The organism is Buchnera aphidicola (Periphyllus acericola) (genome assembly GCF_964019855.1).
GTDB classification, from domain to species: domain Bacteria; phylum Pseudomonadota; class Gammaproteobacteria; order Enterobacterales; family Enterobacteriaceae; genus Buchnera_J; species Buchnera_J aphidicola_BC.
The window spans coordinates 353367-376267 of the sequence record NZ_OZ026466.1 but is presented as its reverse complement, the minus strand read 5'-3'; the positions used below and the strand labels follow the sequence as shown (position 1 = coordinate 376267).

General features: G+C 18.0%; 19 protein-coding genes. 5 read left to right on the top strand and 14 right to left on the bottom strand.

The annotated features are described in order from the left end of the window. Nucleotide 1 precedes the first annotated feature (1 nt). Nucleotides 2-3241: a carbamoyl-phosphate synthase large subunit gene (gene carB / locus AACK90_RS01855; RefSeq protein WP_339043125.1), complete on the top strand. Its 3240-nt coding sequence runs from the start codon at nucleotides 2-4 to the stop codon at nucleotides 3239-3241. A 330-nt stretch (nucleotides 3242-3571) separates the two neighbouring features. Here carB and AACK90_RS01850 read toward each other — a convergent pair whose 3' ends face one another. After that, the gene (locus tag AACK90_RS01850) at nucleotides 3572-4390 is read right to left on the bottom strand and encodes a symmetrical bis(5'-nucleosyl)-tetraphosphatase (protein WP_339043123.1); all 819 of its coding nucleotides are present in this window, start codon (nucleotides 4388-4390) and stop codon (nucleotides 3572-3574) included. 84 nt (nucleotides 4391-4474) lie between these two features. Next, nucleotides 4475-5293, bottom strand: a complete 819-nt coding sequence (gene rsmA, locus AACK90_RS01845; RefSeq protein ID WP_339043121.1) for a 16S rRNA (adenine(1518)-N(6)/adenine(1519)-N(6))-dimethyltransferase RsmA — start codon at nucleotides 5291-5293, stop codon at nucleotides 4475-4477. A gap of 579 nt (nucleotides 5294-5872) precedes the next feature. On the opposite strand from rsmA, the gene AACK90_RS01840 reads away from it, so the two are divergent. Further along, on the top strand, nucleotides 5873-6637 hold the full coding sequence (locus AACK90_RS01840) for a DedA family protein (RefSeq protein WP_339043119.1): 765 nt from the start codon (nucleotides 5873-5875) through the stop codon (nucleotides 6635-6637). 133 nt (nucleotides 6638-6770) lie between these two features. On the opposite strand, the gene rplY is transcribed toward AACK90_RS01840, so the two are convergent. Together rplY and nfo are read right to left on the bottom strand one after the other, a co-directional pair. Further along, complete coding sequence (gene rplY, locus AACK90_RS01835; protein WP_339043118.1) at nucleotides 6771-7055, bottom strand: 50S ribosomal protein L25; 285 nt, start codon at nucleotides 7053-7055, stop codon at nucleotides 6771-6773. A 66-nt stretch (nucleotides 7056-7121) separates the two neighbouring features. Continuing rightward, complete coding sequence (nfo, locus tag AACK90_RS01830) at nucleotides 7122-7973, bottom strand: deoxyribonuclease IV (protein WP_339043116.1); 852 nt, start codon at nucleotides 7971-7973, stop codon at nucleotides 7122-7124. A 283-nt stretch (nucleotides 7974-8256) separates the two neighbouring features. On the opposite strand from nfo, the gene glyQ reads away from it, so the two are divergent. After that, nucleotides 8257-9141 carry a glycine--tRNA ligase subunit alpha gene (gene glyQ, locus AACK90_RS01825; RefSeq protein ID WP_339043114.1) on the top strand — a complete coding sequence of 295 codons (885 nt, stop codon included), beginning with the start codon at nucleotides 8257-8259 and terminating at the stop codon, nucleotides 9139-9141. 13 nt (nucleotides 9142-9154) lie between these two features. Further along, the gene (gene glyS, locus AACK90_RS01820) at nucleotides 9155-11215 is read left to right on the top strand and encodes a glycine--tRNA ligase subunit beta (protein WP_339043112.1); all 2061 of its coding nucleotides are present in this window, start codon (nucleotides 9155-9157) and stop codon (nucleotides 11213-11215) included. A 109-nt stretch (nucleotides 11216-11324) separates the two neighbouring features. Here the strand turns inward: glyS and yajC are convergent, their stop codons facing one another. The 9 genes from yajC to ydiK all read right to left on the bottom strand — a co-directional run bounded on the left by yajC (nucleotide 11325) and on the right by ydiK (nucleotide 21006). After that, nucleotides 11325-11657, bottom strand: coding sequence for a preprotein translocase subunit YajC (yajC, locus tag AACK90_RS01815; RefSeq protein ID WP_339043110.1), 333 nt, complete (start codon nucleotides 11655-11657; stop codon nucleotides 11325-11327). Between the two features lie 143 nt (nucleotides 11658-11800). Beyond that, entirely contained in the window at nucleotides 11801-14185 is a 2385-nt protein-coding gene (gene pheT, locus AACK90_RS01810) for a phenylalanine--tRNA ligase subunit beta (RefSeq protein ID WP_339043108.1), read from the bottom strand. Between the two features lie 12 nt (nucleotides 14186-14197). Next, nucleotides 14198-15181 (bottom strand): phenylalanine--tRNA ligase subunit alpha, encoded by a 984-nt coding sequence (gene pheS / locus AACK90_RS01805; protein WP_339043106.1) that lies wholly within the window; start codon nucleotides 15179-15181, stop codon nucleotides 14198-14200. Between the two features lie 178 nt (nucleotides 15182-15359). Further along, complete coding sequence (gene rplT / locus AACK90_RS01800) at nucleotides 15360-15719, bottom strand: 50S ribosomal protein L20 (protein WP_339043104.1); 360 nt, start codon at nucleotides 15717-15719, stop codon at nucleotides 15360-15362. A 45-nt stretch (nucleotides 15720-15764) separates the two neighbouring features. Further along, complete coding sequence (rpmI, locus tag AACK90_RS01795) at nucleotides 15765-15962, bottom strand: 50S ribosomal protein L35 (protein ID WP_339043103.1); 198 nt, start codon at nucleotides 15960-15962, stop codon at nucleotides 15765-15767. A 50-nt stretch (nucleotides 15963-16012) separates the two neighbouring features. Further along, nucleotides 16013-16555 carry a translation initiation factor IF-3 gene (gene infC, locus AACK90_RS01790; protein WP_339043678.1) on the bottom strand — a complete coding sequence of 181 codons (543 nt, stop codon included), beginning with the start codon at nucleotides 16553-16555 and terminating at the stop codon, nucleotides 16013-16015. Between the two features lie 24 nt (nucleotides 16556-16579). Continuing rightward, nucleotides 16580-18487: a threonine--tRNA ligase gene (gene thrS / locus AACK90_RS01785; protein WP_339043101.1), complete on the bottom strand. Its 1908-nt coding sequence runs from the start codon at nucleotides 18485-18487 to the stop codon at nucleotides 16580-16582. 94 nt (nucleotides 18488-18581) lie between these two features. Further along, nucleotides 18582-19628: a 3-deoxy-7-phosphoheptulonate synthase gene (locus AACK90_RS01780; RefSeq protein WP_339043099.1), complete on the bottom strand. Its 1047-nt coding sequence runs from the start codon at nucleotides 19626-19628 to the stop codon at nucleotides 18582-18584. Nucleotides 19629-19914: 286 nt separating this feature from the next. Beyond that, nucleotides 19915-21006, bottom strand: a complete 1092-nt coding sequence (ydiK, locus tag AACK90_RS01775) for an AI-2E family transporter YdiK (protein ID WP_339043097.1) — start codon at nucleotides 21004-21006, stop codon at nucleotides 19915-19917. 198 nt (nucleotides 21007-21204) lie between these two features. On the opposite strand from ydiK, the gene AACK90_RS01770 reads away from it, so the two are divergent. Next, nucleotides 21205-21579, top strand: coding sequence for an iron-sulfur cluster assembly accessory protein (locus AACK90_RS01770; RefSeq protein ID WP_339043096.1), 375 nt, complete (start codon nucleotides 21205-21207; stop codon nucleotides 21577-21579). Between the two features lie 8 nt (nucleotides 21580-21587). Here the strand turns inward: AACK90_RS01770 and tyrS are convergent, their stop codons facing one another. Further along, nucleotides 21588-22865, bottom strand: coding sequence for a tyrosine--tRNA ligase (gene tyrS, locus AACK90_RS01765; RefSeq protein WP_425333439.1), 1278 nt, complete (start codon nucleotides 22863-22865; stop codon nucleotides 21588-21590). Between the last annotated feature and the right edge of the window lie 36 nt (nucleotides 22866-22901).

Here is a 22901-nt window from a genome sequence, read left to right as displayed (position 1 = left end):
TATGCCAAAAACTAAAAAAATAAAATCGATATTAATATTAGGAGCAGGTCCAATAATTATTGGACAAGCTTGCGAATTTGATTATTCAGGAGCTCAAGCTTGTAAAGCATTAAAAGAAGAAGGTTATAAAATAATTTTAATTAATTCAAATCCAGCAACTATAATGACAGATCCAGAAATATCCGATAAAACTTATATTGAACCTATTCATTGGAAAATAGTTAAAAAAATTATAAAAAAAGAAAAACCAGACGCTTTATTACCAACAATGGGAGGACAAACAGCTTTAAATTGTGCATTAAAATTACATAATAAAAATATTTTATCAAAATTTAAAGTAAAAATGATTGGAGCAACAGTAAAATCAATAAAAAAAGCAGAAGACAGAAATCTTTTTAGAAAATCTATGAAAAAGTTAAAAATTGAAATGCCTAAATCAGGTATTGCTCACTCTTTAAAAGAAGCAATAAAAATTTCTAAAAAAATAGGTTTTCCTTGTATTATTAGACCATCTTTTACTATGGGAGGAACAGGAGGAGGTATAGCTTATAATATTCAAGAATTTAAAAAAATTTGTGAAAAAGGATTAAATTTATCACCAACAAAAGAATTATTAATTGATGAATCAATGATTGGTTGGAAAGAGTATGAAATGGAAGTTGTAAGAGATAAAAATGATAACTGTATTATAGTTTGTTCAATAGAAAATATAGATCCGATGGGAATTCATACAGGAGATTCAATAACAGTTTCACCAGCTCAAACTTTAAGTGATAAAGAATATCAAATTATGAGAAATTATTCTATAAAAATTCTTAAAGAAATAGGAATTGAAACAGGAGGTTCAAACGTACAATTTGCAATAAATCCTAAAAACGGTAAAATAGTTGTTATTGAAATGAATCCTAGAGTCTCTAGATCATCTGCATTAGCTTCAAAAGCTACAGGATTTCCTATTGCAAAAATTGCTGCAAAACTTGCAATTGGATATACTTTAGATGAATTAAACAACACAGTATCTGGAGTAAATATACCAGCTTCTTTTGAACCATCAATAGATTATGTAGTAATTAAAATACCTAGATTTAATTTTGATAAATTTCCTTCTAGCAACAACAGATTAACCACACAAATGAAATCTGTTGGAGAAGTAATGGCAATTGGACGAACATTTCAAGAATCACTTCAAAAAGCTATGATTAGCTTAGAAATAGATTCTGATGGATTTAATTCAAAAATTATTAATTTTAAAAAAAAAAATAATATAAAAAATACTAAAAAAAAAATAAAAAAAGAATTAAAATATCCAGGACCAGATAGATTATGGTATATAGGAGATGCTTTTAGAAACAAAATTTCGATAAATAAAATAAATAAATTAACAAATATTGATTTATGGTTTCTTGCTCAAATTGAAAAAATAATAAAAATAGAAAAAATTATAAAAAAAAATCCAGATAAAATAAATAATAAAAAATTTTTAAAAAAAATAAAACAAAAAGGATTTTCAGATAAAAGAATAGGATATTTAATTCAAAAAACAGAAAAATATGTTAGAAAAATAAGAAATACAAAAAACATTCATCCAGTTTACAAAAGAGTAGATTCCTGTGCTGCAGAATTTAAAACATCTATTTCATATATGTATTCTACATGGGAAGAAGAATGTGAAGCTAAACCAACAAAAAATAAGAATAAAATTATAATTTTAGGAAGTGGACCAAATAGAATAGGACAAGGTATAGAATTTGATTATTGTTGTGTACATGCTGCGCAAGCCTTAAAAGAAAATAATTTTGAAACAATTATTATTAATTGTAATCCAGAAACAGTATCAACTGATTATGATACTTCTAATAGATTATACTTCGAACCAATAACTTTAGAAAATGTATTAGAAATAATAAAAATTGAAAAACCAATGGGAATAATTATTCAATTTGGAGGACAAACGCCATTAAAATTAGCTAAAAGTTTAACAAAAGAAAATATTAAAATTATTGGAACAAGTTCAGAATCTATTGAAAAATCTGAAAATAGAAAAAAATTTCAAAAAATAATTAATAAATTAAATTTAAAACAACCAAAAAATTCTACTGTAACAAATATATTAGAAGCAAAAAAAGAAATAAAAAATATTAAATACCCGATTATGATTAGACCATCATATGTTTTAGGTGGTAAATCTATGGAAATAATATATAACTTTAATCATTTAAAAAAATATTTTTTAAATAGATTAAAAAATAATGAAAATCAACCAGTTTTAATAGACCACTATTTAGAAAAATCTATAGAAGTAGATGTTGATGCTATTTATGACGGAAAAAATATACTTATTGGAGGTATTATGGAACATATTGAACCAGCTGGAATACATTCAGGAGATTCAGCTTGTTCACTCCCATCATATACATTAAACAAAAAAATATTAAAAAAAATTAAAAAACAAGTAAAAAAAATCTCTTTTGAATTAAAAATAAAAGGATTAATAAATATACAATTTGCAATTAAAAATAAAAAAATATATATCATAGAAGTAAATCCAAGAGCATCAAGAACAATTCCTTTTATTTCTAAAGCAACAGGAATTCCTCTAGCAAAAATAGCAACTAAAGTAATGATTGGTATTAATTTAAAAAAACAAAATTTTTTTAAAGAAGAAATTAATTTAAAATATTTTTCTGTTAAAGAAGCTGTTTTTCCATTTAATAAATTTTCTAATTCAGATCCAATACTTGGTCCAGAAATGAAATCTACTGGAGAAGTTATGGGAATAGGAAAAAATTTTTCTGAAGCTTTTGGAAAAGCAATGTATGGAACTAAAAATATTATTAGTAATAAAAAAAGAACATTATTAGTTTTAAAAGAAGAAAATGAAAAAGATATTATAAAACTCGCAAAAAAATTAATAAAATTTAATTTTAAAATAGATACAATTGAAGAAAATTATTTACTTTTAAAAAAATATGGAATTAAATCTAAAAATATCCAGAAAACATATTTTATAAAAGAAAAAATGTCAAAACGTATAAAAAAAAAATATTCTTATATAATAAGCACAGCATATTCAAAAAAAGAAATTAAAAAAACTAAATTTATTAGAAAAAAAGCTATTCAATATCAAATATATTATAATACTACAATAAATGGAGCAATAGAATCAATTAAAACATTAAAATATAATCCATTTAAAAATATTATTTGTTTACAAAAATTTCATAAAATTGTAAAGAATTAAAATAATTATTTTTTTTTAAAAAAAATTATTAAAAAATTTATACATAAAAAATAATAAAAATTATTTTAAATTACTATTAAATTTTAAAAATAAAAATAAAAAATTAAAAAATATTTTTTTAAAAATAAATCTTCCTATAAAATTTTTTTTATAAAATTAATATCATTTAAAAATAAAAAATTTTTAAAAAAATTATTTATATATAAATAAAATTATTATAGGAAGAAAGTAATCTATTAAAATAGATAAATTATTAAAAATATTTTATTTAAATTTTTAATACTAAAATTTTTAAAAAATTTATAAAATATATTTTTTTTAAAAAAAAAATTATATTTTAAAATTACACTTTTTTTTAAAAAATTTTTTATCTTCTAATCTAAAAATTTTTAAATACCTACCCCAACAACAACCAGAATCAAGAGAAAAAATATTTTTTGAAATTTTTATATTTTTCAAAGAAGACCAATGTCCAAAAAAAATTAAAAAATCTTTATCTAATTCATTTTTTATATTAATCCAAGGAATAATATTATTATTAAAATGTGGAGGGGTATCTTTATAACTAAAATCTAATTCTCCATTTAAATAACAATATCTCATACGAGTAAAAACATTAACAATAAAACGAAAACGATCATATTTATTTAAATTGTTCGACCAAATGTTTGGAAAATCACCATTCATATAACGCAAATATTTTAAAAAATTTGTACCTAAAATATTTTTTTGAAACTCATTTGAAAAATTTAAAATTTCATTAAAATTCCATTTAGGAAAAATTCCTGCATGAGTCATAATTAATTTTCTTTTTTTATCATATTGTACTAAAGGAATATGTCTTAATTTATTTATAATATAATCTATATCTTTTTTTTCTAATAATTCTGAAATTTCTTTTTCTATAGATTTTTTATGAGTTCCATAATATATAGAAATTAAAGTTAAATCATGATTTCCTAAAACTAATCTTGCTTTATTTTTTAAGGAAAAAATATATTTTAAAACTTTAAAAGAATCAGGACCTCTCCCAACTAAATCTCCTGTAATCCATAATTCATCTGTAAGTATATTAAAATTTATTTTTTTTAAAAGAAACTTAAATTGATTATAACATCCATGAATGTCACCTATAAAATATGTACTCATAAATACTTTCTTTCCTTAAAAAAAATAAAAATAAAAAATAAAAAAAAGTATTTTTATTAAATAAAATAAAAAATATATAAAAAATCAATACAATTGTTTTTTTATTAAAAAATCTGTTAACAAACAATACTGCTTTACAGATAAATTTTCTGGTCTTAATTGAGAATTAATATCTAAATTAAACAAATCTTTTTCTGTAAAAAATTTTTTTAAACTATGTCTTAAAATTTTTCGTCTTTTATTAAAAGCTTCAAAAGTAATTTTACTTAATATATTCACATCAAATAATAAATTAGGAAATAGTTTATGTGGAATAAATTTTAAAAAAGTAGAATTTACTTTTGGAATAGGAAAAAAACAATTTTTTGAAATATCAAAAATTTTATTAATATTAAAAAAATATTGAGAAATTATACTTAATCGTCCGTAAAACTTAGTATTAGGATGCGCTAAAATTCTTTTAGAAACTTCTTTTTGAAACATTAAATGTAAATCTTGAAAAATAAAATGATTATTTGTTAAATAAATTAATAATTTTGTTGAAATATTATATGGCAAATTTCCAAAAATTCTTATACTTTTTTTATTATTTTTTAAATAAAATTTTAAAAAATCAAAATGTAAAACATTTTTTAAATAAAAATTTAATTTATTATATATATTTTTTTTTTTAAAAAAATTTATAACATCATTATCTATATCAATTACATTTAATTTATTTATAAAACCACACATAGGAATTGTTAAAGCTCCTAAACCTGGACCTATTTCAAATAATAAATCATTTTTTTTAGGATAAATAGAAGATATAATATTATTAATAACATTAGTATTTTTCAAAAAAATTTGACCAAAATATTTTTTTTGAAAAAATTTATTATTTAAAACTATTTTTTCAATCACTATAAAATCATCTCAAGTTATATAAAAAATTTTAAAAAATAAAATATTGTATAATTCAAAAAAAAAAAAAAAAAAAAAAAAAAAAAAAAAAAATTTAAAAAAATAAAATATTATACATATAAAAAAAATTTCATTTTATATAATTTCAAAATATAATTTTAAAAAAAAAAAATCGTTTAATATTATTTTATAAAAAGTAATTAAATATTTTTTATTATATAATAAAAAAATATTTTATTATTCTTTATAATTTTATAAATTTGAAATTTTTTTATCAAATTTTTATTTAAACTATAAAAAATTTATTTTTTTTAAAACAATTTTTTTAAAAAATATATTATTTATTAAAATAAAATAAATTAAATTTTTTAAAAATAAAATAAAAAATATTTACTTAAAAAATTTTATTATTTTATTATAATTTAAATATTACTAACAAATTAAGTACATAAAAATATAAACATCAAAAAATAATTTTTTATTATAAAACAAATTATTTATAATTGAAATATTTCTCTTATTATATAAATTCATATAAAATATTTAAATAATTTATATTTCGAAAGTGGAATAAAAAATATGGAATTATTATTTAATTATATATCTAGTCAACCATTAATTTATTTTTGTTTAATAATAGCATTTGTATCTTTTATAGAATCTTTAGCAATAATTGGTTTATTTATACCTGGAATGATGATAATGTCAACTTTTGGAGCTATTATCGCTAATTCACATGAAAAATTTTATCCTTCTTGGATTGCCTCAACAATAGGATGTTTATTAGGAGATTGGATATCTTATTTAATTGGCTTTAAATTTAAAAAATGGATTAATAAATTAAAAATATTTAAAAAATACAACATTATTATAGAAAAAATTATAAAAACATTAAATAAATATAGTGTATTAACAATATTTTTTGGAAAATTTATCGGACCAACTAGACCAATTATTCCGATCTTAGCAGGAATGTTAGACATACCTTTCATAAAAAAATTTTTTTTTCCAAATTTATTTAGTTGTATTATATGGCCAATTCTATATTTAATTCCTGGAATTTTAACAGTATTATTAATTAATGTTCCAGATAATAACGAAAATAATTATTTTAAAAAATTCTTTATATTTAATATTATAATAATTTTAATAAGCATATGGATTATTTTTAAAATTATAAAAAATACAAAAGATGATAAAATTACTTCTTTTTTAATTAAAAAAAAATTTTCTTGGATTCCAAAAATAATTTTAGTAATTGGAATTATAAATATTATTATATTACAATTTAATGAAAAAATGATAATTTTAAGATCTTCAATTATTAAAATATTTTATTTTTAAATGAAAATTATTTTAAATATTTAAACTAATTTTAAAAAAATGGCACGGGTAAAATTACCTAAATAATAACAATAAATATCGAAATAAAACGAAATTAATTAATATTACGTGCCTTTTAAATTTATTTAAAAATTTATATCCATATAAAATCAATATGTAAAAATTTATGTTTAATAGGATGTCTTTGTATTTCTTTTAAAAAAACTTTATTTTTTTTTTTATTTATAATTAAATTTATCACTTTATTAATTAAAATATTTTTATTAAATAAATTAATCATATCGTTTTGTTTTAATTGAATTAATAAAGACTTTTTGTTTTTTCCATAAATAATAGAAGGAAAAGTATCTTTTAAACGTAATTTCCTACTATTATTAGTGCCATTTTTTTTTCTTTTTGTTCCATAAAGAATGATCATATTTTTTCTCTCAAAATTATAAATTCAAAAAAATTTAAAAAATTATCTTCAAACAAAATATAAATATTAAATAATAATAGATGCTTGTAATTTTAACCAAGAAATTTCTTTATACCACAATAAATTATTTATTGTCTCTAAAATAATAGGTTTATAATTAAATCGTTTATCTTGAATTATAATTTTAAAAAAATTTTTTCCAATATATCCTAAACCTAAATTTTCATGTCTATCCTTTCGACTACCTAAAATAGTTTTAGAATCATTTAAATGAATACCTTTTAAATAATTAAATCCAATATATTTATCAAAAAGATCAAAAGTTTTTAAATAATTATTATAATCTCTAATATCATATCCTGAAGAAAATAAATGACATGTATCAATACAAACTCCAACACGATTTTTATTTTTTACATTTTCTAAAATATCTGACAAATGTTCAAAACAATAACCTAAATTAGTTCCTTGTCCAGAAGTGTTTTCAATAACTAAAATAATATTTTCAGTTCTTTCTAAAACATAATTTATTGATTCAGAAATTCTATTTAAACATTTTTTTTTAGAAATCTTTCCTAAATGACTACCCGGATGAAAATTTAAATAATTCAAACCTAATTGATCACACCGAATTACTTCATCAATTAAAGAATCACGAGATTTTTGTAATAAAATTTTATTTGGATGACCTAAATTAATTAAAAAACCACTATGTGGAAAAATTTGTTTCATCAAATAATTATATTTTTTGCAAGTTGATTTAAAATCTCTAATAGCTTTATTTGTAATATAAGGAACATTCCAACGTAATGGATTTTTAATAAAAAAACCAATAGCTGTTGCTTTTAATTTATAAGATTTTTTTATAGCTTGAATAATTCCTCCAGAAATACTAACATGAGGTCCAATATATTTCATTATTTATTTCCAATAAAAAATAATTTTTATGTCTAAAAAAATTAAATATAAAAAAAATCTATAATTAATCATAAAATAATTTTAATAATAATAATTAAAAAAAATTTCCAATCATAAAAAAAATATAAAAAGAAAAATAATTCATCTTCAAAAAATATATTATTTATTTTATAGTAATATTTTATCATATAAAATTTAAATTTTTTAGATTAAATAAGTTTATTTTATAAAAAACATATAAAAATATTTTTTAAATTTAAAAAAAAATTCATTTAAGGAAATTATGAACAATAAAAAAAAAACTTTTTATGAAATTATACTAAACCTAAAAAAGTTTTGGAATAAACAAGGTTGTATAATATTACAACCATTTGATATGCCTGTCGGAGCAGGAACATTTCATCCTAAAACATTTTTTTCATGTCTAAAAAAAAAAAATATTTCTTTTGCATACACACAAGCATCTAGAAGACCAACTGATGGAAGAAGCGGAAAAAATAAAAGTAGATTACAACATTACTATCAATTTCAAGTTATTATAAAACCAGCGCCTCATAACATTCAAAAAATATACTTAAAATCATTAAAAAATTTAAATATTAATCTAAGAAATAATGACTTAAAATTTATTGAAGATAATTGGAAAAATCCAACTTTAGGAGCTTCTGGAGTAGGATGGGAAGTTTGGTTAAATGGAATAGAAATAACTCAATTTACATATTTTCAACAAATTGGAACAATTAATTGTTCTCCTATAGCAGTAGAAATTACATATGGATTAGAAAGATTAGCAACACATATACAAAACATTCATAATATATATAAAATAATATGGCATAAAAACAATTTAAAAAAAATTACTTATAAAAATTTATTTTATAAAAATGAAATTGAACAATCGAAATATAATTTAAAAGAATCTAATAAAAATTTTTTATTTAAAATTTTTCAACTATATTATGTTGAATCTAAAAGACTTTTAAAAATAAAAAATAAACTCTTAATCCCTTCATATGAAAATATATTACAAGCTATTCATTTCTTCAATTTATTAGATTCAAGAAAATTAATATCTTCAACAGAAAGACAAAATTATATATTTAAAATAAGAAAAATTATAAAAAAAATTGCAATATCTTATCAAAAAAAAATAAAAAAAAAAATATAAAAAGAGTAAATTTATGAAAAAAAAAACATTTTTAGTTGAAATAAGAGTTGAAGATATTCCAGCAAATTCTTTAAAAAAAATTGCTAAATTATTTTATAAAAAATATATAGAAATATTAAAAAAAAAAGAAATTACTTATAAAAAAATAAATTGGTTTGCAACTCATAGAAAATTAGCAATAAAAATTAAAAATATTTCATATAAAAAAAAAAAAAAAATTACAATTAAAAAAGGTCCACCAGTACTTATTTCATTTGATAAATTTGGAAAATTTCAAAAACCAGCTTTATCATGGATAAAGAAATTTAAAATTAATAAAAAAAAAATTGAAATATATAAAGAAAAAAAAAAAGAATGGATATGTTTTAAAAAAAAAATAAAAAATAAAAAATATGAAAAAATTCTTCCAAAAATTACAAAAAAATCTATTTATAAAATATCACATCCACATTTCATGAAATGGAAAAAAAAAAAATATAAATTTATAAGACCTGTTAGAAATATTATTATGTTATTAAATGATAAAGTAATTCCATATAAAATTTTTAACTTAAAAACTAATAATTACTCACAAAATACTTTAAGTAACAATTTTTCTAAAATAAAAATTTTAAATGCAAAAAATTATGAAAAAATTTTATTAAAAAAAGGAAAAATTTATGTAGATTATAAAAAAAGAAAAAAAATAATTATAAATCAAATAAAAAATTTAAAAAAAAAAAATAAAAGTTATTTAAAAATAAATAAAAATTTATTAAACGAAATAAACTCACTAGTAGAACAACCAAAATCTTTAATTTCTAGTTTTAAAAAAAAATATCTTATTATTCCACAAAAAATTATAATTTATATTCTTGAAAAAACTTTAAAATCTTTTCCATTATTTAAAAAAAATGGAAAACTTAATTCATATTTTATTTTTATAATAAATTTAAAAACAAAAAATTATACAAAAATAATAACAGAATATAAATCTGTAATAGAATCAAAATTACAAGATATTAGTTTTTTTATTAAAAAAGATACAAAAAATTCATTAAAAAATAATAAAAAATTACTAAAAAATGTTTTATTTTATAAAAATTTAGGAAATTTATATGATAAAACTAATAGATTAAAAGAAATAATAAAATTTTTTTCAAAAATAATAAATTTTAATATTAAAAATGCAAAAAAAGCAGCTTCTCTATCAAAATGTGATATTGTAAGTAGTCTTGTTTTAGAGTTTTCAGAATTACAAGGAATTGCTGGATCTTATTATGCAAAAAATAATAATGAAATAAAAGAAGTATATAAAGCTATTGAAGAACAATATAAACCAATACATGAAAAAGATAGTTTACCAATTACAAAAATAGGAATTTCTCTTGCTTTATCTGATAAATTTGATAATTTAATAGGATTGTTTTTAATAGGAGAGATACCAAAAGGCAATAAAGATCCATTTGCATTAAGAAGAACAGCAATAGGTATCATAAAAATAATTATAAAAAATAAAATTTCATTTAACTTAAATTTATTAATTAAAAAAATAATTAATTTATATAATATAAAAAAAAAAAATATAGAAAAAAAAATATTAAATTTTATCATTAATAGATTAAATAATTTTTATAAATCAGAAAAAATAAAAAAAATTATAAAATCGATAATTAACTTTAAAAAAATTAATTTATTAAAAATAAATAAAAAAATAAATCTAATATTAAAATTTATCTTATCTAAACACGCAAAAAAAATATTAATTTTAAATAAAAGAATAGATAACATTCTTAAAAATAAAAATAAAAAAATAATATATAAAATAAATTTATCACTATTAAAACATAAGATAGAAAAAAAAATAGTTCAAAAAATAAAAAAATTAAAAAAAAAAATAAATTATTATAACTATAAAAAAAAATATAAAAACTCATTAAAAGAAATAATTAAAATTCATAAAATTGTAGAAAAATTTTTTAATCAAATTAAAATTAATCATAATATTAAAAAAATTAAAATTAATAGATTAAGTATTATATATAAACTAAAAAAAATATTTTCAAAAGTAATTAAATTTTCTTACTTATATTAATTTTTTTTTAAAAAAATATAATCTAATTGACTAAAAAAAATTAAATATAAATTTTAAAATTTTTTAGTCAAATATTATATTTTTATTAAAATTATATTTTTATAAAAAATTATATTAATTTTAAAGTTCCTTTAGGAAGAATTTTTAATACAAAATCACGCTTCATTATTACTTTAACATTCTTGTTTAAAATTATTTTTAAATATCCATTTTTATATAATTTAGAGACTTTACCAATAAATCCACTTTTTGTAATAATTTCATCATTAATCGTAATAGAATTAATTAATATAGAATGTTGTTGAAATTTTTCTCTTTTTGGTTGAAATATAAATAAATAAAAAAAAATTAAACATAATAATACAATAAAAATTAAAGAAAATTTATCTTTAGAAATTGAATTTAATGAAAATAAATACATTGAATTCATTATACAATTCATTTTTTTATTCCTTAAAAAATTACATTAAAAATTTTTAAATACTTTATTTTAAATAAAAAATATTTTTAAAAAAAATTATTAAAATATTTTAAAAAATAACTATCAAAAAAAAAAAAAAAAAATAGAAAAATTATATAAAAAAATTATTCATTTCTTAAAAAAACTTTAAATTTATTTTTTAAATTTTTTATACAACGATTATATAAAATATCAATTTCATTATTAGTTAAACATTTTTTAAGATCTTGAAAAAAAATTCTAATTGATAAACTTTTTTTATTGTTTGGAATATTTTTACCTTGATATACATCAAAAACAAACACTTTAAAAATTTTTTTTAGAGAAACTTTATAACATTCAAAAATAATTTCTATTGCAGAAATATTTTTTGAAACAATTATTGAAAGATCTCTAGTACTATAAGGATATAAATAAAATTCATTAATTTTATTCTCTAAATAACAAGGAAAAGATTCAATAAAAATTTTAAAACAAAAAATATCATCATATATTTTAAAAAAATTTTTTACAGAATCTTCTAAAATTCCTATATATCCAATAAAAAAATTTCCATAAAAAATTTTTATACATGAATTTTTTTCAAATCCTAAAATTTCTGATTTTTTAAAAAAAATGTTTTTGACATCTAAAAAAATAGAAAGTAAACATTCTACATCATATTTTATATCATAAAAATTAAATTTATTCTCATTATTATACCAATTTTTATAATATTTTATACCACTTTTAATTCCAGACAATATTAAAACTTGTTCGAATTTTAATTTACTACTTAAATTTTTGTAAAAACATAATCCACTTTCAAAAATAGAAAAAGAATCTTGTTGACGATTTTTATTATAAATTAAATTTTTTATTAAACCAGGAAACAAAGATGCTCTCATGTAAGATAAATCTTTAGAAATTGGATTCTTAATTCTTAATAATTTTGATTTATTTATGAATAATTTTTGAGAAGAAATATCCGTAAAACTATAATTTATTACTTCGCAATATTTTTTATGCAATAAAAAATTTTTAATTTTATATAATTTTTTTAAAATAATATTTTCATTCTTAATAATATGATTTAAATTTAATGGAATAGATGGAATATTATCATATCCATAAAATCTTACTATATCAGATATAACATCTTCTACACATAAAATATCTATTCTATAATCTGGAGGTATAACTTCTAATTTTAATAATTTTTCTAATACAAAATAATTTAATTTTTTTAAAATATTTTTTATAATAAATTTACTTATTTTAAAACCTAAAACTTTATTAATTTTTTTATATGATAAAATAATTTTATTTTTTTTTATAAAATTTTTATTTTTAAAATAATTTACATAAGTAACTACTCCTCCACATATTTTTTTTAATATTGAAGAAATCCTATTTATAGATAAAATACATAAATTTTTATTACATTTCCTAAAATAATTATCATATGAATTATAATACTGTTTATACTTATTTTTAATACGATCAATATATTTATATTTAAAAACTCCTGAACCTAAAAATATTTTTTTTGTATTTGAATTTATTTTTACAAAATCAGATTGAATAAAACCACCCAAAGAAATAATTTTCTTATTATTTAAAATAACTAATATATCATCTGAAAGATTAATAAATTTTTTTTTTTGAAAAAAAAATTTTTCATTATTTTTAGATCTTCTAATTTGTAAAGAATTGTTATCAATTTTATCGAAATCAAATACATGAATAGATTGACCTAACTCTAAAGAAACATAATTCACTACATCTGTAACTATATCAACAGAATTTATATGAGATTTTCTTAGAATCTCTTTAATAAAAAATGGAGTACAAATAGAAAAATCTATATTTTCTATAACTTTAAAATAATAATCAGAACAAATATCATATTTATCAAATGAAATATCTAATTTTTTATAAAATATATTTATATCATTTTTTTTTTTTAAATAAGAAGGAAAATTACACGAAGTATTATTAATAACAGAAAGATCTCTAGCAATTCCTAAAATTCCTAAACAATCATTTCTGTTTGGAGTAACATTAATTGAAATACAATCTTCTTCATTTTTTTTAAAATATTTTTTAACAAAACTTCCAATTTTTACATTCTTTGGAAACTCAACTATAAAATTTTTATTTCCAAACATTCCAAAATCAGAATATGTAAATATTTTCCACGGAAAATTATTTATTTTTTTATTTTTAAAATCAATTTTAATATTTAAATTTTTACACAAACCTACTGCTAATTTCATACCAATATAAAAATTTTTATTTTTTGAAAATATTTTTATATTTTTATTTTTATTAATTTTAATGTAAAAAAGATTTGAATCATTTAATTTTTTTATTAAAGAAATCTCTCCAACAATAGAATTTCTATAATTATATTTTTTTTTTTTAAAATCTTCTACTTCTAAACCAATTTGAGTTAATTGATGACAAATTAAATTATTTTTAATATTTTTATTTAAAAATAATTTTAACCATGAAAGACTAAATTTCATTTTTTCTCACTATTATTTAAATTGTTTTAATAATCTGAAATCATTTATAAAAAACGAACGAATATTAGAAATATCATACTTTAACATAATTAATCTCTCAATTCCTATACCAAAAGCGCATCCAGTATATATTTTAGAATTAATATTTACATTTTTTAAAACATTTGGATGTACCATTCCACAACCTAAAATTTCTAACCACTTATTTGTTTTTTTATTAAAGATATCTATTTCAGCAGAAGGAGTAGTAAAAGGAAAATATGAATTTCTAAATCTAATTTTACATTTTTTTTTAAAAAAATTATTTAAAAAACTCTTCATAATCCATTTTAAATGTGAAAAACTAATATTTTTTTCCACAATTAAACCTTCAATTTGATGAAACATAGGACTATGAGTTAAACTTGAATCATTACGATAAACTTTTCCTGGAACAATGATTCTAATTGGAGGTTTTTTAGATTCCATAACTCTAATCTGTACACTAGAAGTTTGTGTACGTAATAAAAATTTTTTGTTAAACCAAAAAGTATCGTGACTATCTCGAGAAGGATGATTCTTATCAATATTTAAAGCATCAAAATTATAATATTCACTTTCAATTTCTGGACCAAAAATTATTTCACATCCTAATTTTATAAAAAAAGATTGTATTTTATTAATTGATTTCGTAATAATATGAATAGATCCAAATGATAGTTCTTTAGAAGATAAAGTAAAATCTGAATCTTTTGTTTTTAAAGAACTTTGAAAACTATTTTCTAAAATATTTTTCTTTAAAAAAAAATGTTTTATAACTATTTTTTTAATTATATTTATTGATGTACTAAATTTTTTTCTTTTTTTAATAGGAACTTCTGATATTTTATTTATTTTATTTGTAATTGATCCTTTTTTTCCTAAATACTTAATTCTTAAAAATTCTAATTCCTTAATATTGTTACATTTATTAATTTGAAATAATATATTTTCAATATTTTTTTTATCGTTATTCATATTAAATATCATTTTTTTTTAAAATACATTAATACTAAAAAGCTTCCTTTAAGGAAGCTAATCAGTGTTACTTTAAATTAAAAATACTTTTTTCTTTTTCTTTTTTTTTATAAATATACATAAATTATTATTAAATAATTATTTTCTATTTAAATTAAAAAATAATTTTAATTATATTTTATTGTGTTATATGTAAACGAGATTTTTGTATTAACTTTTTAAAAGAAATTTCATCATAAATAGCTATTTCAGAAAGAATTTTCCTATTAATTTTAATTTCTGATTTTTTTAAACCATGCATAAAACAACTATAAGATAAATTATTTTTTCTCACTGCAGCATTAATTCGAGTAATCCATAAATTTCTAAAATTTCTTTTTCTTTGTTTCCTATCTCGATACGAATATTGACCTGCTTTAATAACAGCTTGACAAGCTACTCTAAAAACTCTAGATCTAGCTCCATAATATCCTTTTGCTTGTTTTAAAATTTTTTTATGACGAGCACGAGAGAAAACACCTCTTTTTACTCGAGCCATTTTATACCTCTTATAATATAAAAATTTATAAATAATTATTTTTTTTTAAGAATACGGAAAAAATAATTTTACTTCTTTTAAATTCGCATGAGAAACAATTTTTTTAGATCGTAATTGTCTTTTTCTTGTACTATTTTTTTTTGTTAAAATATGTCTTAAATTAGCTTGTTTTCTTTTAAATTTTCCAGATGCAGTTTTTTTAAAACGTTTTGATGCACTTTTTAAAGTTTTTAATTTATTCATATATAATCCAAAAAAATTTTAAAAGATTTAAAAATTTTTACCTAAAATAATTATTTTTTTTTAGGAGACAAAATCATTACCATTTGTCTTCCTTCAATACGAGAAGGAAAAAATTCGACAAAAGAAATGTCTTTTAAATCCTCTTTTACTCTATTTAAAACATTCATACCTATTTTTTGATGTGCCATTTCTCTTCCTCTATATCGAAGAGTTATTTTAACTTTATTTCCATCAGTTAAAAAACGAATTAAATTCCTTAATTTAACTTGATAATCTCCTTCACCTGTACTTGGACGAAATTTAATTTCTTTTATATGTACTATTTTTTGTTTCTTTTTTTGTTCTTTTAATGCTTTTGTTTTATTATAAATAAATTTTCCATAATTCATAATTTTACAAACTGGAGGTTCAGCATTTGGACTAATTTCAACTAAATCAGCTCCTTCTAATTCAGACCTAATTAAAGCATCTGATAAACTAACAATACCTATTTTTTCATTTTTAAGACCTGTTAAACGAACTTTTAAAGCACGAATTTCATTATTTATTCTATGTACTCTCGTATTATTTTGAACTCTTTTCCAGCCTTTAATATTTAGTTCCTCCATATAAAAATATTAAAAAAAAATTATTTCTTTATTAATTTCTTTTATAAATTCTGATATACAAACATCATTAACAATTTTTCCAGAAGAATACCTAACTGAAATAGTGTTATTTTTATATTCTTGATCTCCGCAAATTAATATATAAGGAATTTTTAATAAAACATTTTCTCGTATTTTTATACTCATATTTTTTTTTCTTAAATCTAATCCTACTCTAATTTTTTTATTTTTTAAAAAATTAAATATTTTATTACAATAATCAATATTGTTATCAGATACATTAATTATTTTCACTTGAATAGGAATTAACCAAATTGGTAAAAATCCTCGATATTCTTCAATAAGAATTCCAATAAATCTTTCAATAGATCCTAAAATTGCTCTATGAATTAAGACTGGACTTTTTCTCTTATTATTTTTATCTATATAAAAAGATTTTAATCTTTTTGGCAAATAAAAATCTAATTGAATTGTCCCACACTGCCAATTTCTATTAAAACAATCTTGTAATTCAAATTCTATTTTAGGACCATAAAAAGCACCTTCTCCATTTTGTAAAATAAATTTTACTTTATTTTCTTTTAATGTATTTATTAAAACAGATTCAGTATAATCCCATACTGAATTATTACCAATTCTTTTCTCAGGACGAGTAGATAATTTTACTGAAATTTTTTTAAAAGAAAAAGTATGATATATCTCATAAATCATTTTAATACAATTATTAATTTCATTCTTTAATTGATTTTTTTCACAAAAAATATGAGCATCATCTTGTGTAAAATTCCTTAATCTCATTAAACCATGTAAAGATCCTGAAAATTCATTTCTATGACAACTACCAAATTCAGATATTCTAAAAGGCAAATCTCTATAAGATTTTAAAAAATTATTAAAAATTTTTATATGACCAGGACAATTCATAGGTTTAATACAATACTCTTTATTTTCAGAATAAGTAGAAAACATAAAACTTTTATAATTTTCCAAATGTCCACTTTGTTTCCAAATAAACTTATTCATCAAAAACGGAGTTTTTACTTCTTGATATTGATATTTAATTAATTTTTTTCGAATAAAACTTTTTAATTTTCTAAATATAAACCATCCATCATTATGCCAAAAAACCATTCCAGGAACATCTTTTTCTAAATGAAATAAATTTAATTTTTTATTAATTTTTCTATGATCAATTTGTTTTTTAATTTTTAAAATCTTTAAAAAATTTGTTAATTGTAATTTATTACCCCATGCAGTTCCAGATATTCTTTGAAGCATAATATTTTTTTTATTAGATTTCCAATACACACCAGAAATTTTCTGTAATTTAAAATATTTACAAAAATTTATTTTAGGTGCTTGTACTCCAGTTAAAAAATCAATATGATTTTCATGAGAATAAAAAGAAATAAAACTATTCTTTTTAAAATTTAACTTTAAAATTTTAATTTTATAAAATTCTTTTAAATTTACTAAAATTTTTTTAAAATCTTCATAACTTTTTCTTTTTAAAAAAATATTATATTTCTTTTTTATAAAAAAATTCATTTTTTTTTCAATAGATGAAATATCTTTTGTAGAAATTGGATTAGTATTATAAAAATCATAATAAAAATTTGAATCATCTATAAAAGATTTACATAATTTAACATTAGGCCATAAAGATTTTATACTATATCCTAATAAATGAATTAAAGTACTTCTAATAATTTTCAAACCAAAAAAATCAGTTTTTTTAATAAAAAATAATTCAGAATCTTGATATATTAAAGTATTAAAATCAATTATTTTTTTATTTATCAATCCAGCAATATAAGGTACTTTATCAGTTTTTTTAAAATCCTGAGCAATTTTTTTAACAGATACAGGTTCTTTATAATTTTTAAAACTACCATCAGAAAATTTAATAAGAGGCATCTAATATCCTTAAACTGATTAACAATAAAATTTTAAAAAATTTTAAAAAAAAAAAAAAAAAAAATAAAAAAAAATAAAAAATTTTTTTTAAAAATTACTTTTTATTGCAAACAGATTTATATAAATTTTTTATAATTAAAACACTATCATTCCAATCTAAACAAGCATCAGTAATTGATTGACCATATTTCATTTTATTTTTTTTAGAAATAATTTGAGATCCTTCTTTTAAAAAACTTTCTATCATTACACCAAAAATATTTTTTGAACCATTCATAATTTTTCTACAAACAGATTCAGATACTTTTAATTGTAATTTATATTGTTTTAAACTATTTCCATGACTAAAATCAATCATTAAACGTTCTGGTAATTTAAATTTTCTTAAATTTAAAATAGCTCGATCAATATCTTTTTGATGATAATTTGGTTTTTTTCCACCTCTCATAATAATATGAGAAAAAGAATTTCCACTAGTATGATTAATCATCATACGTCCATTTTTATTAGGAGCTAAAAAAACATGTTGAAATTGAGCAGCTCTTATAGCATCTATTGCAATTAAAGTATTTCCATCTGTTCCATTTTTAAAACCAACAGGACAAGACAAAGCAGATGCCATTTCACGATGAATTTGACTTTCAGTAGTTCGTGCTCCTATAGCTCCCCAACTAATTAAATCATTAATAAACTGTCCAATAACCATATCTAAAAACTCAGTTGCTGCAGGTAATCCCATTCTATTAATATCTAATAATAATTTTCTAGCTAAAGATAATCCTTTATTAACTTGAAAAGTATTATCAATATCAGGATCAGAAATTAAACCTTTCCAACCAATTACTGTTCTTGGTTTTTCAAAATATGTTCTCATAACTATTTCTAACGACGAAGAATATTTCTTTTTTAAATCATTCAATCTATGAGCATAATCTATAGCAGCAATTGGATCATGTACTGAACATGGACCAATTATAACTAATAAACGATCATCTTTTCCAGACATAATATTTGAAATTCTTCTTCTTGAATTAATAACATTATCAACAATATCTGAAGTAATAGGATATCTTTCTGATAATTTTGCTGGAGTAATTAAAGGATCTAGTCTTATAGTTCTTAACTCATCTGATTTTTTCATATATTTCTCTATAATTTAAAATAATAAGAATGGATAAAATATTTTTTTTTAAAAATTTTATTTAATTTATTATAAATAAATTTAATTATATAAAAAATTTAATTATAATATATATTATTATTTTAATAAAAAATTTTATATAAAAATTTAAAATAAAAATAAAAAATTCATATTTATTTAATAAATTTAAATAAATTTTATAAAAAAATAATTTTATATAATAAATATTTTTTTTAAAAAAATTTTTAAAAAAATTTTAAAAAAAATACACAACTTTTTATTATAATCATTTTTTATTTATTTTATTTATTTTAGACAATTTTTTTTTTGATTCTTTTTTAATCCAAGATAAAACAATTCTATAAGTAATATCTAAAATAACAGGACCAATAAATAATCCTATCATTCCAAACGTGATAAATCCACCTAATACTCCTGAAACAATTAAAAAAACAGGTAAATTAATTCCAATTTTAATAAACAAAAATTTCATAATACTATCTAAAATAGAAAGAAAAAAACTCCATAATAAAAGAAAAGTTCCATAAAAAAAAAATTTTTTCCAATATAACCAAAATACAATTGGAATTAATACTGGAAGAGATCCTATTTGAATTAATGACAAAAAAATAATAAAGATAATTATAAAAATAGAATATGGAATACCTATTATCAATAAACCTAATTCAGCTAAAATACCTTGAAAAAGAGCAGTTAAAATAACTCCTAATGCAACTGCACGAATTGATTTTCCGAAAATTGATGTTAAAGAAGAACCTATTAATTTTGAGTTTAATCGAAATAAAAAATTATCAATTATAGAATTTATAATTTCACCTTTCCAATACAATAAATAACTAAAAAAAACAACAAAAAATAAATCAACTGAAAATTTAATTAAAATATTAATTTTAGAAAAAAAAAATTTAATTAATTTATATAAATATGGTTTAAAAAAATATAATATATATTTACTATTTTTATCTAATAAAGTATGATGTTCTGAATTAAATTTTGTATAAAACATAATATTATTTTTAAAACAATATAAATTAGTTAATTTATAATCTCCAATTGTGATCCAATTAATAAAAATAATACTGTTTTTAATCAAACTATGCATAAAAAGAAAAATAGGAAAAAAAAATAATAACAATAAAAACAAAATAATTAAAAAAATAGACAAGTGTCTTTTTCTATTTAAAAAATTTTCTAATTTTAAAAAAATAGGCCAAGTAGAAATTACTATCATACTAGCCCAAAATAAACTTTTTAAAAATGGATAAACAATATAAAAACTTGCTATAATAATAGATGCAATAGAAATTGTCATAACAATAATCTGTGATAAATCCATTTTATTTTTTGGATTTTTCATGAAATTATACCTTAATTATTTATGTACTTTTAAAACACAAACTTTATTTTAAAATTACCATAATATAGTATATTATATAAATAAAAAAAAAATTATATTAATGATAAAAATTTGTTTTTTAAAATAAATTAAATCATTATTATAATTTTTTTTAAAATTATTTTAAAAAATATTCAAAAAATAGAGTAAAATAATAATATGAAAGAATATTTATTAAAATCAAAAAAAAAAAAACTAAAAGGAATAATTCTCACAAAAAGATCTTTTTATAAAATTCTTAAAATAATAAAAAAAAAAAAAATATTTAATTTCAGAATAAATATAAAAAAATCAGGATGTGCTGGATTTAAATACAACTTAGAATATTGTAATAAAATTAAAAATAAAGATATCATTTTTAATAAAAAAAAAATTAAATTAATTGTTTCTAAAAAAAAAATAAAATTTATTGACGGAATAAAGATTGATTTTATAAAAAATAAATTTCAAAAAAGTTTTAAATTTTCTCATAAAAAAATAAAAAATACATGTGGATGTGGAGAAAGTTTTCAAATAAATACAAAAATTTTATAAAATTTATATTATTTCCATTTTAAAAGAAAATATTTCTTTTTACCCCGACAAATTATAGTATATTTTTTAAATAATTTATCTATATTTAAAAAAACATAATTTATATTATTTTGTTTTTTATAATTAATTGTAATAGAATTAGAAAAAATTAAATCTTTAGCGTGTCTATATGAAGTAGCTAGTTTTGTTAAATATAAAACTTCTTGTAAACTATATTCTCTTTTCTCTAATACTAAATATGGAGCTTTATATTTTATTAATTTTTTAAAATCTTTCAAAATTAAACCATCTAATTTTTTTTTAAAAAAAATATTAGAAACTTTTTTTGAAAAAAAATAATTTTTATTTCCATGAACTAAACAAGTTAAATATTTTGCTAATATTTCTTTCGATTTAATAAACGTTTTATTAAGTTGATCATTTTTTTTCATTTTTTTAATTTTTTTTAAACTTAGAAAAGTAAAATATTTTAAATAATTATAAAGATCCTTATCTGTAGTATTTACCCAAAATTGATAAAATTCATATGGAGTAGTTTTCTCTGGATCAAGCCATATCGTTTTCAACTCACTTTTTCCAAATTTTTGCCCAGAAGATTGAGTTAAAAGTGGTAAAGTTAATCCAAATACTTCAGATTTATATAAATAATTAGTTAAACTAATACCAGAAGTAATATTTCCCCATTGATCAGAACCACCTATTTGTAATATTACCTGATATTTTTTATATAAATGAGAAAAATCATAAGCTTGTAATAAACTATAAGAAAACTCAGTAAATGAAATTCCTTGTTTGTTTCTATTTATTCTATTTTTTACAGATTCTTTATTTATCATTTTACTAATTGAAAAATGTTTACCTACGTTTCGTAAAAAAGAAATTATATTTAACTCTTTAAACCAAGAACTATTATTCAAAATAATTGGTTGATTATATTTTTTAGTAAAATCTAAAAATAATGAAATTTGATTTATAATTTTTTTAATCCAAGTAGAAGTACTATTTAAAGAAAAAAATTTTCTTTCTTTTAATTTAAAACTTGGATCCCCAATTAAACTCGTTGAACCACCAATTAATATAATTGGTTTATGTCCTTTTAACTGCAATCGTTTTAAAAATAATAAAGGAAGAATATGTCCTACATGTAAACTGTCTGCTGTTGGATCAAAACCACAATACACTGAAATAAACTTGTTATTTAAAATATCCTCAACTTTTTTGTCATTTGTAATTTGAGAAATTAATAAACGTTTTTTTAATTCAGTAAAAAATTTTTTTTTCAAAATAATAACCTTATAATTTATTAAAAATAAAATATAAAT

Coding starts and splice junctions, on each gene's coding strand:
- glyS (WP_339043112.1), top strand. CDS start 9,155: ATGAAAAAAAAAACATTTTTAGTTGAAATAAGAGTTGAAGATATTCCA.
- rplY (WP_339043118.1), bottom strand. CDS start 7,055: ATGATCATTCTTTATGGAACAAAAAGAAAAAAAAATGGCACTAATAAT.
- nfo (WP_339043116.1), bottom strand. CDS start 7,973: ATGAAATATATTGGACCTCATGTTAGTATTTCTGGAGGAATTATTCAA.
- rplT (WP_339043104.1), bottom strand. CDS start 15,719: ATGGCTCGAGTAAAAAGAGGTGTTTTCTCTCGTGCTCGTCATAAAAAA.
- AACK90_RS01780 (WP_339043099.1), bottom strand. CDS start 19,628: ATGAAAAAATCAGATGAGTTAAGAACTATAAGACTAGATCCTTTAATT.
- ydiK (WP_339043097.1), bottom strand. CDS start 21,006: ATGAAAAATCCAAAAAATAAAATGGATTTATCACAGATTATTGTTATG.
- rpmI (WP_339043103.1), bottom strand. CDS start 15,962: ATGAATAAATTAAAAACTTTAAAAAGTGCATCAAAACGTTTTAAAAAA.
- AACK90_RS01770 (WP_339043096.1), top strand. CDS start 21,205: ATGAAAGAATATTTATTAAAATCAAAAAAAAAAAAACTAAAAGGAATA.
- yajC (WP_339043110.1), bottom strand. CDS start 11,657: ATGAATTGTATAATGAATTCAATGTATTTATTTTCATTAAATTCAATT.
- pheS (WP_339043106.1), bottom strand. CDS start 15,181: ATGAATAACGATAAAAAAAATATTGAAAATATATTATTTCAAATTAAT.
- pheT (WP_339043108.1), bottom strand. CDS start 14,185: ATGAAATTTAGTCTTTCATGGTTAAAATTATTTTTAAATAAAAATATT.
- AACK90_RS01840 (WP_339043119.1), top strand. CDS start 5,873: ATGGAATTATTATTTAATTATATATCTAGTCAACCATTAATTTATTTT.
- thrS (WP_339043101.1), bottom strand. CDS start 18,487: ATGCCTCTTATTAAATTTTCTGATGGTAGTTTTAAAAATTATAAAGAA.
- AACK90_RS01850 (WP_339043123.1), bottom strand. CDS start 4,390: ATGAGTACATATTTTATAGGTGACATTCATGGATGTTATAATCAATTT.
- glyQ (WP_339043114.1), top strand. CDS start 8,257: ATGAACAATAAAAAAAAAACTTTTTATGAAATTATACTAAACCTAAAA.
- carB (WP_339043125.1), top strand. CDS start 2: ATGCCAAAAACTAAAAAAATAAAATCGATATTAATATTAGGAGCAGGT.